At 34.9% G+C, this 13,887-nt stretch carries 14 protein-coding genes; 10 read left to right on the top strand and 4 right to left on the bottom strand.

The features are described 5' to 3' along the window. Positions 1-78 precede the first annotated feature (78 nt). The 9 genes from selD (at position 79) to ILYOP_RS11755 (ending at position 10,397) form a co-directional block, all read left to right on the top strand. Positions 79-1,104: a selenide, water dikinase SelD gene (selD, locus tag ILYOP_RS11800; RefSeq protein ID WP_013388723.1), complete on the top strand. Its 1,026-nt coding sequence runs from the start codon at positions 79-81 to the stop codon at positions 1,102-1,104. 34 nt (positions 1,105-1,138) lie between these two features. Continuing rightward, positions 1,139-1,720, top strand: a complete 582-nt coding sequence (gene yedF / locus ILYOP_RS11795; protein ID WP_013388722.1) for a sulfurtransferase-like selenium metabolism protein YedF — start codon at positions 1,139-1,141, stop codon at positions 1,718-1,720. Then, positions 1,720-1,992, top strand: coding sequence for a putative Se/S carrier protein (locus ILYOP_RS11790; protein ID WP_013388721.1), 273 nt, complete (start codon positions 1,720-1,722; stop codon positions 1,990-1,992). The genes yedF and ILYOP_RS11790 overlap by 1 nt, the downstream gene beginning before the upstream one ends. A 135-nt stretch (positions 1,993-2,127) precedes the next feature. Beyond that, on the top strand, positions 2,128-2,307 hold the full coding sequence (locus ILYOP_RS11785; RefSeq protein WP_013388720.1) for a hypothetical protein: 180 nt from the start codon (positions 2,128-2,130) through the stop codon (positions 2,305-2,307). Positions 2,308-2,516: 209 nt separating this feature from the next. Further along, positions 2,517-3,287 carry an outer membrane lipoprotein-sorting protein gene (locus ILYOP_RS11780; RefSeq protein WP_013388719.1) on the top strand — a complete coding sequence of 257 codons (771 nt, stop codon included), beginning with the start codon at positions 2,517-2,519 and terminating at the stop codon, positions 3,285-3,287. 23 nt (positions 3,288-3,310) lie between these two features. Next, the gene (locus ILYOP_RS11775) at positions 3,311-4,561 is read left to right on the top strand and encodes a hypothetical protein (protein WP_013388718.1); all 1,251 of its coding nucleotides are present in this window, start codon (positions 3,311-3,313) and stop codon (positions 4,559-4,561) included. A gap of 17 nt (positions 4,562-4,578) precedes the next feature. Next, the gene (locus ILYOP_RS11770) at positions 4,579-7,161 is read left to right on the top strand and encodes an efflux RND transporter permease subunit (RefSeq protein WP_013388717.1); all 2,583 of its coding nucleotides are present in this window, start codon (positions 4,579-4,581) and stop codon (positions 7,159-7,161) included. Positions 7,162-7,253: 92 nt separating this feature from the next. Further along, entirely contained in the window at positions 7,254-7,904 is a 651-nt protein-coding gene (locus ILYOP_RS11765; protein WP_013388716.1) for a YiaD family glycine zipper/OmpA-like lipoprotein, read from the top strand. 1,023 nt (positions 7,905-8,927) lie between these two features. After that, positions 8,928-10,397, top strand: coding sequence for an NAD(P)/FAD-dependent oxidoreductase (locus ILYOP_RS11755; RefSeq protein ID WP_013388715.1), 1,470 nt, complete (start codon positions 8,928-8,930; stop codon positions 10,395-10,397). A gap of 105 nt (positions 10,398-10,502) precedes the next feature. Here ILYOP_RS11755 and ILYOP_RS11750 read toward each other — a convergent pair whose 3' ends face one another. Continuing rightward, a complete protein-coding gene (locus ILYOP_RS11750) occupies positions 10,503-11,255 on the bottom strand; it encodes a hypothetical protein (RefSeq protein ID WP_013388714.1) in 753 nt (250 codons plus the stop codon). A gap of 198 nt (positions 11,256-11,453) precedes the next feature. Then, positions 11,454-11,792 (bottom strand): winged helix-turn-helix transcriptional regulator, encoded by a 339-nt coding sequence (locus ILYOP_RS11745; RefSeq protein ID WP_013388713.1) that lies wholly within the window; start codon positions 11,790-11,792, stop codon positions 11,454-11,456. Positions 11,793-11,967: 175 nt separating this feature from the next. Between ILYOP_RS11745 and ILYOP_RS11740 the strand changes: the two genes are divergently transcribed. Continuing rightward, the gene (locus ILYOP_RS11740) at positions 11,968-12,477 is read left to right on the top strand and encodes a lactoylglutathione lyase family protein (protein WP_013388712.1); all 510 of its coding nucleotides are present in this window, start codon (positions 11,968-11,970) and stop codon (positions 12,475-12,477) included. A gap of 56 nt (positions 12,478-12,533) precedes the next feature. Here ILYOP_RS11740 and ILYOP_RS11735 read toward each other — a convergent pair whose 3' ends face one another. Together ILYOP_RS11735 and ILYOP_RS11730 are read right to left on the bottom strand one after the other, a co-directional pair. Beyond that, positions 12,534-12,797 carry a hypothetical protein gene (locus ILYOP_RS11735; protein ID WP_013388711.1) on the bottom strand — a complete coding sequence of 88 codons (264 nt, stop codon included), beginning with the start codon at positions 12,795-12,797 and terminating at the stop codon, positions 12,534-12,536. Next, on the bottom strand, positions 12,787-13,716 hold the full coding sequence (locus ILYOP_RS11730) for a DUF697 domain-containing protein (RefSeq protein ID WP_013388710.1): 930 nt from the start codon (positions 13,714-13,716) through the stop codon (positions 12,787-12,789). Before ILYOP_RS11730 ends, ILYOP_RS11735 begins: the two co-directional genes overlap by 11 nt. Between the last annotated feature and the right edge of the window lie 171 nt (positions 13,717-13,887).

Here is a 13,887-nt window from a genome sequence, read left to right as displayed (position 1 = left end):
TGACCTTGTTGAGTTTTATCAGATAAAGTGTTATTATATTCCTAGAATTTAAACAATAATATTAAAGAGGCGATAAAAATGAAATTTCCATCAAATGAATGTTCTGTTGGAGGCTGTGCCTGTAAAATGGGACCTGCCGTTCTTTCAGATTTACTTTCCACACTCCCAACTTTAGAAGATAAAAATCTCATAGTTGGATACGAAAAATCAGACGATGCATCGGTATACAAACTAACCGATGATTTAGCTATGATACAGACACTTGATTTTTTTGCACCTATGATAAACGACCCTTATATATTTGGACAGGTAGCTGCTGCCAACGCCTTAAGTGACGTCTACGCCATGGGAGGAGAACCTAAAACTGCAATGAATATTGTATGCTTCCCGGAAAAAATGGATATCTCTTATCTTGGAGAAATCTTAAGAGGAGGAGCAGAAAAAGTTGCAGAAGCTGGTGCCGTTCTTAGCGGAGGACATACTATTCACGATGAAAAAATAAAATACGGTCTTTCAGTCACTGGGATTATTCACCCAGATAAAATTTTAAAAAATTATGGTGCCGAAGAAGGAGACACTCTCATCCTCACAAAACCTTTGGGGGCTGGGATAATAGCCACTGCCTACAGTGTAGGAGAGGCTTCTGATGAGGCTGTGGAAAAACTTCTTGAAAATATGACAACTCTCAATAAATACTCTATGGATATCATAAGGGAATACCCTATAAATGCCTGTACAGATGTAACTGGCTTCGGATTTCTAGGACACGCCTTTGAGATGGCAGGGGGTTCTGAAAAAAGTTTTATACTTGAAAAAGAACTTATTCCTTACATGGAAGAGGCAAAAGCCTATGCCAAGGAGTTTTATATAACCAGCGGGGGACAAAAAAACAGAAACCACCTGGGGAACAGAGTTGTATTCAACGACGTGCCTTTCTGGCTTCAAGAGATTTTATTTGACCCACAAACTTCAGGAGGGCTTTTATTTTCAGTGAAAAGTGAGTATTCTGAAGAGATAATGGATAGATTGAGCAAACTAAAAATAAAATCATCTATAGTAGGAAGAGTTACAGCAAAGCAAAAGCACACAATTATCGTTGAATAAAAATATACACAATTTTGATTTAAAGGAGTTTTTTATGAATAAAATCGTTGATGCAACAGGTAAATTATGCCCTATGCCCATAATAATGACAAAAAAGGCATTGAAAGAGATAGAAGAAGGAATTGTGGAAACTCTTATCGATAGTGAGATTTCAAAGGAAAATCTTGAAAAAATGGCCAGAGAAATGGGGCTATCATTTGAAACAACAGAAGAAAATGGAATCTATCATGTGAAGGTAAATAAAGTTGTAAAATCACAGGAAGAAACAGAAAACAAAGATGAAAAAACCGTGATTGTAATAGCGTCTGACAAGATGGGTGAAGGCAGCGAAGAGCTAGGAAAAATCCTTATGAAGGGATTTATATACACCCTCACAGAGATGGAGAAAGTTCCAAGTACTATACTTTTTTATAACTCTGGTGCAAAAATAACAGTAGAGGGATCAGAATCAGTAGAGGACCTGAAAACTCTTAAGGAAAGAGGTACAGAGATACTCACGTGTGGAACCTGTCTCAATTACTATGGTATAGAGGATAAACTTGCCATAGGTGAAATATCAAATATGTATACAATTATTGAGAGACAGACAGATGCTACAAAGGTCATAAGACCATAATGAGATCTGAAACTTTCTGTCTTATAGCTGCCGACTCAACACACCAGATAATGAAACTTGAAAAACTTATCCTTGAAAATAATATCAAGGTAAGAATAATTCCTGTTCCCAAAGAAGTCACTGCCAACTGCGGTCTATCAATAAAATTTGATGTTTCAGACCTAAAAAAAATAAAATCGTTAATTCAAAATGACAATAAGAAAGACGATTTTGATTTCTGTCTCTATAACGTAGAAAAATCTAGATTAAAAAAACAAATTACAAAGATATAAAAAATCAACAGAGCCTTTATAGGGGCTCTGTTTTTGATTTATAGCTATTTGAGATCTTCATAAAATAACAAAAGAATTAGATTCCAGAAGGATTTTTGTAAAAATATTATAGAGTATTATAAAGGAGGTGTTTTTATGAAAATTGATTATAATGAATACAAAAAAGATGTGGAATTAGCTCTTAATTATGCAATAAGAGCAGTTAAAAAGGAGTTGGAGATATGCATGGAAACCTCTGATTCCACTCAGAGTGAAGTTCTTAAAAACAGACTCTCCAAATTTGAATTTCTTCTTAAAAAATTCTCTGAAGAATAAATAATTACAATATCAAAGACCAGACATCAACAAAAAAATTCAAACGTTTATACTTTACAAAAATACCTGGAGTTTGTTACTTTTCCAGGTGTTTTTTTATATAAAAATCTAAATAAAGAAAATAATAAAGCTCATAGGATTATTGTATAAAGGGCAGTATATACTTTACTGATATAAATGTTTTTTATTTTCAAAAGGGAGGTATTTCGATGAAAAAAATCTATCTTATACTCATCTTGATTTTATTGGGATCAGTGACTTTTTCTGCCAACGTAGATGAAATAGTAAAAAAAGCCTATAATGCCGCTTATTATGCAGGTGATGACGGTAGGTCCACAGTAGATATGGAGATAGTGGACAAAAATAAACGAATAAGAAAAAGACGTATTATCATGCTTCGAAAGGATATCACAGACGGAAAAGAACAGATGTATTACGCCTATTTCAAAGAGCCTTCAGATGTAAAAAATATGGTCTTTATGGTTCACAAAAACACAAAAAAAGATGACGACCGATGGCTTTATCTCCCAGCACTTGATCTTGTAAAAAGAATAGCATCTAATGACAAGAGAAGCAGTTTTGTGGGGTCTGATTTTACCTATGAGGATATATCGGGACGTTCTATAGAAGAGGATGTACATGAGCTGACAGGTGAGGATAGTTCTTATTATATAATAAAAAATACACCTAAAACTCTTGAAGATTTTGCATACTATGTAACTTATATAGATAAAAAAAATTATCTACCTATAAAGGCAGAGTACTATAACTCAACTGGAAATATTTATAGGAGAATAACTGCTGAAAAAATAGAAGTCATAGATGGTTTCCCTACAATAACTATTATGAAAGCCGACGAAATTGAAAAGGGTACCTACACCGTAAACAAGTTTAGCGATACAGTGTACAACCTAGGGATGGAGGAAAATATTTTCACTGAGAGGTACCTCAGGCGTCCTCCTCGAAAATGGCTCAGATAAAGTTTTTTAAGGGAGGGTAAATTATGAAATTAAAATATTTTTTTATATTTTTTCTAACCTTCCAGGGGATATCCTATGCTTCCCTTGAGGATACTGAGTTCAGCGGGTTTTTAGAGAGTGCTGAAGGCAAACCTGTGGCCTCTAAGGAATATCAGCAGGAAGACTTTAACCTAGGTGAGATCAGATTACAGCTTCAGGCAGATACTTTACTCACCGACACTTCTGAGAGTAGATTCAAAATAGATTTTTACCGGGACGAGGTTTTAGAAGAGTGGAAACTTTATCTGAGAGAGGGTTATATCTCCTATTACCCATCTTATTTTTATGAGATAAAAGCAGGACGTCAGGTTTTAACCTGGGGAACAGGAGACCTTATATTTATAAATGACCGTTTCCCAAAGGACTATGAATCTTTTTATTCTGGAAGGGATATGGAATATCTAAAAGTACCTTCAGATGCAGTGAAAATATCTTTCTTTCCTCAAAAGTATATAGTTGATCTTGTGATCATCCCTATTTTTACCCCAAATAAGGTTGTAAACGGTGAAAGGCTTACTTTTTTTGATCAATCTTCTGGGGATTTTGTTTATACAGGTGAGGATTATTTTAATGCTGATGAACCCTCCACCTCACTAGATAATACACAGCTTGCCGTGAGAATAAAGAAAAATATAGAGGGTAATGAAATAGCCTTATATGGATACAGAGGATTTTATCTAGACCCAAATCCTTCAGAGGATGGTGAATATTATTATTCTAAAACCAATGTTTTTGGAGCCAGCTGGATCGGTTCTGCCTTAGACGGAATAGCCAACAGTGAGATAGGCTATGAAGATTCTAGAGATGACAGAGATGGTGACGATCCATATATTACAAATTCATATCTTAAGTTTCTAGTTGGTTATAAAAGAGAAATGGGAAGAGACTTTACTGTGGGAGTTCAGTATTACCTAGAACATATGTTGGACTATGACAACTACCGGGAATCACTTCCAGAAAGTTTTAGTCAGTATGCAAGACATAAAAACAGAAGTATGTTTGCCCTCAGACTGAGCAAACTAATGATGCAGCAAAAGCTTAAATATGAACTTTTTACATTTTACTCCCCTACAGATGAAGACGGATATATAAATCCTGATATTTCATACAAGTGGTCTGACGGTTTAAGTACATCTCTGGGTATGAATATATTTTACGGGAAATATTATTACACAGACTTTGCACAGCTAAAAGACAACACTAATATCTATTTTAGAATAAGATATTCATTCTGACAATCGGGGGAATAAATATGAAAATAAAAAAATATATTACTGATATATCTATAAAATATCCAAAATTTATAATATCAATTTTTATACTCGTTACCCTTTCCCTTGCTTTTTTTATTCCAAGGATAGAGGTCGACACAGACCCAGAGAACATGCTTTCTGAAGAAGCCTTTGTGAGAAAATTTCATAATTATGCCAAAAACGAGTTTCTTTTAAATGATATCATCGTGGTAGGAGTTGTAAATGAAAATAGAGACGAAGGAGTCTTTAATCCAAAAACTTTGCAGGACATAGATACTCTTACGCAGAATATTAAGACATGGGACGGAGTTATAAAGGAAGATATAATCTCACCATCAACCCAAGACAATATAAGCCAGGGAGGAGTAGGTGAGGTCATTTTTGAATGGCTTATGAAAGAGCCTCCCAAGACTATAGAGGATTCTCTTAAAATTAAAGACAACATAATGTCAAACCCGGTGTTAAAGGGCACAATGGTTTCAGAAGACGGAAAGGCACTAGCTCTGTATATCCCTATAAAATCCAAGGATATGAGTTATGAATACTCTGTCATGATAAAAAATATAATTTCAAAATTCAGTAATGGAGATTCCTACTATATAAGCGGTCTCCCAGTGGCTGAAGATACCTTTGGTGTTCAGATGTTTAAACAGATGGAAATTTCAGCACCTTTAGCTATGGTTATAATTTTTATTCTTTTAAAAGTTTTTTTCAAAAAAAACAGTCTCATACTTTCACCTATGATTATTTCTATCATGAGTGTTCTTATGACAATGGGACTTCTAATTGGAATGGGATACAAGGTACACATTATGAGTTCTATGATACCAATATTTCTGATGCCAATAGCTGTAGTTGATTCTGTGCATATTCTAAGTGTATTTCATGATCTTTATCCAGAGTCCTTAAATAAAGAAAAAGCTCTACGAGATACCATGGATGAATTATTTGTTCCTATGCTCTATACCTCTCTTACAACCTGTGTAGGGTTCGCTTCTCTTGCCCTGACCCCTATACCTCCAGTTAGGATTTTTGGGTTGTTTGTGTCCTTTGGTATAGCCATGGCATGGATTCTCACAGTTACCTTTATCCCCTCCTATATAATCTTATTTATCAAGGAGGAGTCCCTCACAAATTTTGGTAAAAATGATGATTCAAAAGGCAGCCTCATAGAGAAACTTTTGCAAAAGAACAGTGAGTTTACTTTTACTCATTACAAAAAAATAATTACGGCAACTTGTATCCTTGTGCTTATCTCTGTTTATGGAATCAGCAAGATAATCATAAATGACAATCCTGTTATATGGTTTGAAAAAAGTCATGAGATCAGAAAGGCAGACAAAGTATTAAACGAACACTTTGCCGGTACATACATGGCCTATTTGGTTTTAGAAAGGGATTATGAAAATGAGGATATAAAAAATGCCTTAAAAAAAACTCAACTTTTATTTGACGAGTATAGAGGGGAACTAGGAAAAGAAACATACGATTATTTGAATCAGACTGCAGACTCAACCTATAAAATAATGGCAGAGTCTGAAAACTATTATGTCCAGGAATATTACTCCAAGGTAAAAGATCAGATAGAACCGACTATAGATGAAAACGACTCTTTTGCTTTAGAGGATGTCTATGACATCTTGGGAGAATATCAGTCTGAAAGCCAGACATTTAAAAATCCAAAAATGCTAGAATATATAGACCAACTATCTCAGGAGCTAGATTCCAATCCCAATGTGGGTAAAAGCAACAGCATAATACAGATTGTAAAAAAAGTATACCAGGAACTCCTTGGAGGACAAGAAGAGAATTTTAGAATCCCTGGCACAAATGCTGGTGTGGCTCAGTCACTCTTATCATTTCAGAACAGCCATACACCTCAGATGCTCTGGCATTTTGTGACACCAGACTATGAAAAGGGAAATATCTGGGTACAGCTTAAAAACGGTGACAATAAAAGTATGCAGGAGGTGAGCGAGAGTATAGAGGCCTGGATGAAAAATAATAATTCTCCTATAAAAATAAAACATAACTGGGCCGGCCTGACTTATGTCAATGTTATCTGGCAAAATGAAATGGTTCGTGGAATGTTAAATTCCCTTATGGGATCTTTTATAGTGGTCTTTCTCATGATGGCCTTTCTTTTCAAATCACCATTGTGGGGAATTTTAAGTATGATTCCCTTAAGTGTAACTGTTTTATTCTCCTATGGAATGATAGGCTTAGTTGGGAAAAGTTATGATATGCCTGTTGCAGTTCTCTCATCCCTTACATTGGGGCTATCAGTGGATTTTGCCATACATTTTATCGAGAGGGCCCGTGAGATATACTCAGAAGAGAAAAATTGGAAAACTACCTTAGATAAGATGCACGAAAAACCTGCAAGGGCTGTTGTTAAAAATTCTATAATTATATCTATTGCATTTTTACCCCTTTTACTTGCTCCACTTGTTCCGTATAAAACTGTAGGTATTTTAATCTCTGCCATTTTAATGGTTTCTTCCATAGCAACTTTTATAATTTTACCTGCACTTATAAAACCACTTAAAGAAAGATTATTTCCAGAAAAAAATAACAGATAATTTTAAACCAAACTAGTATAAAGATAGTCAAATAAAGGCGTAAAGTAAGAATTACTTAATATTTTTTCAAAAATAACGGAGGTGTAGAAATTATGACTAAAAAATTATTAGCTGCAGCACTTATTATAACTGCGCTGTCAGCTTGTCAGAGTACAAACCCATATACAAGAGAAGGACAATTTAATAAAACCAGTAAATATGCTGCAGGAGGAGCTGTAGTCGGTGCTGTAGCTGGTCAGGTTATAGGTAAAGATACTGAGGGAACTCTTACAGGTGCTGCTGCAGGTACTGCACTTGGAGCTGGACTTGGTTATTATTTTGACAGACAAGAAGCTGCACTCAGACAGGAACTCGAGAGAACAGGAGTTAGCCTAAGAAGAACTGCAGACAACACTTTAGAACTTGTAATGCCGGGAAACCTTACATTTAGGACAGGAAGTTCTGATATCAACAGCGGATTCTACGACGTGTTAGATTCTGTTGCAACAATTCTTGTAGAATATAAAGATACTACTATTTTTGTTTCAGGACACACTGACAATACAGGTTCCCTAGCTACAAACCAAAGACTATCGCAAGAAAGAGCTAATAGTGTAGGAAGATATCTTTCTTCTAGAGGTGTTCTTTCTTCTAGAATATCTTCTCAAGGATTCGACTATCAATTCCCTATTGCTTCAAACTCAACTGCATCTGGAAGAGAGCAAAACAGAAGAGTAGAAATAGAAATTACAGGAACAAACTAAAAATAAAGTCGGCTGCCCTCGGGCAGCTGTTTTTATTTTTAGTTAAAATATTGAATTTCTCGGGATTCGTTACTTTTCTCTTGAAAGAAAAGCACCCCAAGAGTGTTTCCTCCCTTCGGTCAGGGCATAACCAAAAGTTCAAGAATTTTCAAATGTCTAGGAAGTAGATATTTCTTTTATCGCCTTTGTGAGCTACAGTCCTCGGTTCCCTGCGGAACTTATTCTGTAGGACGGCTGAGTGCAGGTTTTTTCCTGTATAAGCCCTGCAACTTGAAAATTCAAAAAACAAAACTGATATGAACCTAAATAAAAAAAATATGCAAAGTCATTCCTTAATTTTTGACTATTCTTAATTCTGATTTTATCGATAGTACGGGAAAAGGTATAAAAACCTCTCGCAAAAGAAAGCGTATACAATTTGGTTTTAACTCTGTGAGACTCATTCTTTTTCTCTGTGCCCTCTGTGGCCAAAAGGTTTTATCCTTATTCGTGTTAATTTTTTTGTCTTTTATAAGATTTTCATTCGTGACAAAATCTTTTGACTTTAATATCCTTGCAAATTCAGTAATTTATCTAGATTTCTTTCAAATAGAAATCAGATCAAAATAAAAATAATTGAGTAAAAAAAAATAAAAAATATAAAGGAATCAATTGAATTTTAAGTATAACTTTAAGTAAGGTTTTTAGATTATTTCAATTGTAGAATCATTTGAAATTCAGTCAGGGGTGGTTACTATGCTTGGTATTGTATTGATTATTTTGGTATTGGCACTTTTAATATTTCGCTCTCAAGCTATGTCTCTTCTTTTTTTTCTATCCCTTGTAGCAACAGGACTGTATTTCTTTAATATCTATGTCATTGAAGTCTATTTTCCTAATCTCTGGAATATTTAAAAAAACAAAAAAATTGAACTAAAGGCTATATTAAGTGGAAATATTTTAATTATATTTTCATTTACTATAGCCACTTTTATTTTTTTGTACTAATATATTTAGTGTCATGATTACAAAGGAGGAGTTTAAATGTATGATGTTGCAATTATAGGGGCAGGAGTCATAGGCTGTGCCATTGCCCGAGAACTTTCAAGATATAATCTAAGTATTGCTGTAATAGAAAAAACCGAAGATGTAAGTACCGGTTCCACCAAGGCAAATTCCGGGATAATCCACGGAGGTTACGATGCTGATCACAAGAAAAAAAAGGGTTACTTTAGCAGAAAGGGAAATCAAAGGTTCGATCAACTAGAAAAGGAACTAAACTTTGGTTTTTCAAGATGCGGTTCTCTTGTCCTTGCATTTAGTGAAGAAGAACTAGAAAAGCTAGAAGAGATAAAATCTAACGGGGAAAAAAACGGGGTAAATGACCTTTCAATTATAGATGCAGATAAGATACAAAGTATCGAGCCAAATGTGAGCAAAGATGCCTTATACGCCCTTTACTGCCCCAGTGCAGGTATAGCTTCACCCTTTGAATTTTGTATCGCTCTTATAGAAAATGCAATACATAACGGGGCAGAACTATTTTTAAACAACGAGGTTAAATCCGTTCAAAAAGAGAATGACAGCTTTTCTGTCATAACAAATAAAAAAAGATTTGAAGCAAAATATGTAATCAACTGTGCCGGAGTATATTCTGATAAGGTCTCACAGATGGCAGGTATAGGGGGATTCCAGATAAACCCCAGAAAAGGAGAGTATCTGGTCTTTGAAAAAGGAACAGGGACTATGATAAATAAAGTGATATTCCAGTGCCCTACTAAAAAAGGTAAGGGAATACTGGTAACTTCAACATATCACGACAATCTCATGATAGGACCGGATGCTCAAGATATAATGGATAAAGAGGATACCACGACCTCTATAGAGGCTCTAGAGCACATTATAGATGAGGCCAGAAAATCAGTTCCAGATTTTGACACAAAAAAAATAATCAGGTCCTTCTCAGGAATAAGGGCTTCAAGTTCCTTAAAAGACTTTATTGTAGAAGAAACTACCTTAAAAGGCTTTGTCAATGTAGCGGGAATTGAGTCTCCAGGTCTTACTTCATCTCCTGAGATAGCAGTATATGTATCTGATATATTAAAAAGATCCGGTTTAGAAATGTTCCCTAAGGAAAATTTTGATCCCTATAGAAAGGCTATTATTAAGAAAAAACCAAAGGATGCTATGATTCCTATGAAAGAAGCCATGCCTCTCATTAACCTTCCCATAGGAGACCCTGATAGGATGGTCTGCAGATGTGAACAGGTATCAGAAAAAACCATCAGAGATTCTTTGGACAGAGGGATCAAGGTCGACTCACTAGACGGCGTGAAAAGACGTACACGAGCTGGTATGGGAGTATGCCAGGGACAATTCTGCTCAAGCCGTGTAAGAGAACTCATAGCAGATCATTATCATATTTCTGAAGACTCTGTCATTGAAAGAGGCCCTGGATCTAGCTCACTTCCTGAAAGAGTTGGAAATATGGTTTTCAGAAGACCTAAAAAATAAAATTTTTCTAAATAGAACATAAAATAAAGAAGGGCAAAAAAATTAATTTTGCCCTTCTAAATATTTAAATAAACTTAAATATTTTTGTTTTCTCTGAAAAATTAGTTAAAATTCCACATTTTTATAGCCTGTTGGCATATCAAAAGCTGAGGCTGGAGCCCTTCCTTTTTTGTACTCTAAAAGTTCTGTAGAAGATCTCATAGTCTGACCCATCATTTCAGTAGTCTGCTCTGAATACACTTCCATTCCCTTTATTTTACTAGTTTCTTTGATAATTTCCTTCATGTTTTCATTCATTCCTGGCATTGTTCCCTTTATAGCGGAAATATATTTCGTATAAAGCTCCCTGTCTACGTCAATATCCTCAGTTGCCCATATCACAGATTTAAATTCACCCATTCCAGTATTCATTACCTGAATGTATTTTGCACAGTTCCATCTGCCTATCTTTTTCTTTTCGTTTGTTTTTGTCACACTCACATTTATTTTCATCATTGTGTCCATAAATTTTTTAAATTCTTCAGAATCTTCTTTGGACATATCGCTACTTTTTTGATCGGTTATTTCTGAAAAATTCATAGGCATTCTCATAATTGTTTTTTCATTATGATCTGCTATGGTGATTATATTTTTATCAAATTCTATAACTGTCTTGCTTTTGGCATCCTCAATTGAAACTTTATCTGGTGTGAGCCATGTCTGTACAATAAAATCCCTGCTCGGCTGGGTTCTTCCCATAATAGTCACTCCGTCTACGTGTTTCTTTTGTCTTATGTATATGTCTCCATAGGAAAATGAAGACAGCATAGTTAAATAGATTAGAAAAAATATAAAAAGATACAACTTTCTTTTTGTCATAACTAGATCCTCCTTTCTTACACTTAAAATAAAGTCCTGTTAAAAAGCAAGCCCATATAATAATTTACCAAAAATAAATTTATATACCTACTTATTGAGCATATAAAAAATGCTCTTAGAGTTTAAACTCTAAGAACATTTATAAAATAATTTATTTTTCTGATTTAAGTCCCCCTATACACAAGGTACTTTTTGACATTATATTTTTTCTCCTTCTGCTTCCAGAAAATCTCGACCCCATTTTTCCATTACATTTAATACCTCCAAAAGTTTTTTACCCTTGCTTGTGATAGAGTATTCAACTCTTGGAGGAACTTCTGGAAATACCTCTCTTTCAATAAAACCTCCCTTTTCCAAGTTCTTAAGGTGTTCAGTCAGAACTTTCTTACTTATCCCGGGAACTATCTTTTGAAGCTCACCAAATCTAAGTTTTTTCTGTCCCAGATGCCAGAATATAAGGGATCTCCACTTCCCTCCCAATATATCCATTGTCACCTCTATAGGACATCTATAATCTTTTCCATTCCATCTATACATAAAAATTTCTCCTTCATCAATTTTATAATTTTTTTGCATCCTCCTATCCTTTATTTTCCAACAAAGGAAACCTTTAGGTAACTTGATGATAAAATTGTGCCTACTTCCCTACATTAGCTTATTCTGCTAGACTTTCATTATAGAAAAAATAAATTTATTCAGGAGGTTTTTATTTATGAGATACCCAAGAGCATTTTCACACATAGGAATTACAGTACCAGACTTAGAGCAGGCAGTAAAATTCTATAATGACGTAATGGGATGGTATATTATCATGAATCCAACTGTAGTTGCAGAAGAAAAGGATACCGCCATAGGACAAATGTGTATCGACGTATTCGGAACTGGATGGAAGACATTTAAAATAGCTCATCTTTCTACTGTAGACGGTATAGGAATTGAACTGTTTGAATTTCCTAACAATAAGAAACCACAAGCAGAGTTTAAGCCATTTGAAACAGGTGTATTCCACTTTTCTGTAAAGGATCCCGATGTAGAAGGTTTAGCAGCGAAGATTGTAGAGGCTGGTGGAAAACAAAGAATGCCGGTAAGAGAATATTACCCAGGAGAAAAACCATACAGAATGGTCTATATGGAAGATCCCTTTGGAAATATCATAGAAATCTACTCTCACTCTTATGAACTACACTACGGAGCAGGGGCATATCAGCACGAAAATAAATAAACAATTTATAGACTTCTGACAATCTGGACAAATTCATTCTCTACTAAAGCTCATGCTTAAAGTCCTATTTTGAACAGAATATATAAACCCATAAGAAGGTTTCCGAGAATCAAGAGGATGAAAATCCCCCTATACCTCTTGGAAATCTTCTTTATTTTTTCCACCTCTTTATTTATGGCCTCTATCTCTATTCTTAGTTCCTCTATATCCTGATCATACCTATTTATATCACTTTTGACAATTTTTTCTGTTTTTTCTTCTTTTTCCCCTCGGTCTAGAAAAAGTATCTTTTTTACTCCCTTTTTCAAATTAAGCATCATTTTTATCCCTCTTTACCAGATTAATTATGGTTTCTTTATAGTTTATCTCTTTTATTGTTCTGAGTGCCTTCATCCTGCTACTTTTCCTTATGGATTTTTCATCTAGATCCTCTGATATCTTGCTGTACCCTTTGGCTATATAGCCGACTCTCAGACACAAAAGGGCGTTGCATGTCCCCTCAAAGACACCGTCAATTATCTTACTTCCTATCCTAGATATGATAGGCATTCCCTTTAAGCTACTGTTTATGAAGGTGTTGGCTATCTCTTCTACCGGTATCTCAGATATCCCTGCAGAGGCTAGGGCACTTGAGAATACACCTGTATAGAGGTAAAACAACTCTTTAAATTTTGGTTTCTGATTATATACTCTAGATATTTTCCATATCATTTCTAGCTGAAGCTTTAGTACAAATATAGCATCTAAGCTTCCATTCTGCGAAAGGGCAGTGGCAGTGAATATAGCAGTGGCATAACTCTTTGCCAGAGAGTCCACCTCTTTATCCATGCTAGCCTCTATACCTCCGAGAGCAGTCCTTATAGTCTGTATACTGTTAGCCTCCTTAAGCTCCTCGATGTTTTCTTGGGATATTATATCCTTGAGATGTGAGTTTTTTCTAGAATACTCCCGTACTATCCTGTCCTTGTGGGAAAAATAAAATTCTCTTTTTTCCTCAGGACTTGAGGTTCCGTCAGGTCTTTTTATAACCTTTGGCATTGTGAGCATCCTCACTACAGGATAGAAGGTGTATATCCCGAGAGCAGTAAAAAGTCCCCAGCTTATGACATAGCCGTAACTTCCAAGCAGTGAAGTAGAGGATAAGGCCAGCTGATTAAGCTGGTTCAGCAGTATCAAAAAAGAAAATATAAGTATTCCGATCAAAAACGGTATGAAACTTTTAAAAAGTATTTTTCTCATAGCTGCAACACCCCTTTTATTTATAATAAAATCAATCTGTATTTTTACTTCAGAATCATTGTTAAACTACCCTTATTAGAGTATCTCTGATTTTATCAAAAAAGAAAAGTATTTTTTACTAAATTTAAAAGATGACTCCTGTAAAATACAGAAATCACCTTTTAATTTTTA

The sequence above is a fragment of the Ilyobacter polytropus DSM 2926 genome (assembly GCF_000165505.1).
GTDB lineage: Bacteria > Fusobacteriota > Fusobacteriia > Fusobacteriales > Fusobacteriaceae > Ilyobacter > Ilyobacter polytropus.
Note: the sequence above shows the minus strand (reverse complement) of the source record. Positions and strands in the feature narration are given on the sequence as shown.

Bases quoted from the DNA above. Each gene is read 5' to 3' on its own strand.
- selD (WP_013388723.1), top strand. From the start codon at position 79: ATGAAATTTCCATCAAATGAATGTTCTGTTGGAGGCTGTGCCTGTAAA.
- yedF (WP_013388722.1), top strand. From the start codon at position 1,139: ATGAATAAAATCGTTGATGCAACAGGTAAATTATGCCCTATGCCCATA.
- ILYOP_RS11790 (WP_013388721.1), top strand. From the start codon at position 1,720: ATGAGATCTGAAACTTTCTGTCTTATAGCTGCCGACTCAACACACCAG.
- ILYOP_RS11785 (WP_013388720.1), top strand. From the start codon at position 2,128: ATGAAAATTGATTATAATGAATACAAAAAAGATGTGGAATTAGCTCTT.
- ILYOP_RS11780 (WP_013388719.1), top strand. From the start codon at position 2,517: ATGAAAAAAATCTATCTTATACTCATCTTGATTTTATTGGGATCAGTG.
- ILYOP_RS11775 (WP_013388718.1), top strand. From the start codon at position 3,311: ATGAAATTAAAATATTTTTTTATATTTTTTCTAACCTTCCAGGGGATA.
- ILYOP_RS11770 (WP_013388717.1), top strand. From the start codon at position 4,579: ATGAAAATAAAAAAATATATTACTGATATATCTATAAAATATCCAAAA.
- ILYOP_RS11765 (WP_013388716.1), top strand. From the start codon at position 7,254: ATGACTAAAAAATTATTAGCTGCAGCACTTATTATAACTGCGCTGTCA.
- ILYOP_RS11755 (WP_013388715.1), top strand. From the start codon at position 8,928: ATGTATGATGTTGCAATTATAGGGGCAGGAGTCATAGGCTGTGCCATT.
- ILYOP_RS11750 (WP_013388714.1), bottom strand. From the start codon at position 11,255: ATGACAAAAAGAAAGTTGTATCTTTTTATATTTTTTCTAATCTATTTA.
- ILYOP_RS11745 (WP_013388713.1), bottom strand. From the start codon at position 11,792: ATGTATAGATGGAATGGAAAAGATTATAGATGTCCTATAGAGGTGACA.
- ILYOP_RS11740 (WP_013388712.1), top strand. From the start codon at position 11,968: ATGAGATACCCAAGAGCATTTTCACACATAGGAATTACAGTACCAGAC.
- ILYOP_RS11735 (WP_013388711.1), bottom strand. From the start codon at position 12,797: ATGATGCTTAATTTGAAAAAGGGAGTAAAAAAGATACTTTTTCTAGAC.
- ILYOP_RS11730 (WP_013388710.1), bottom strand. From the start codon at position 13,716: ATGAGAAAAATACTTTTTAAAAGTTTCATACCGTTTTTGATCGGAATA.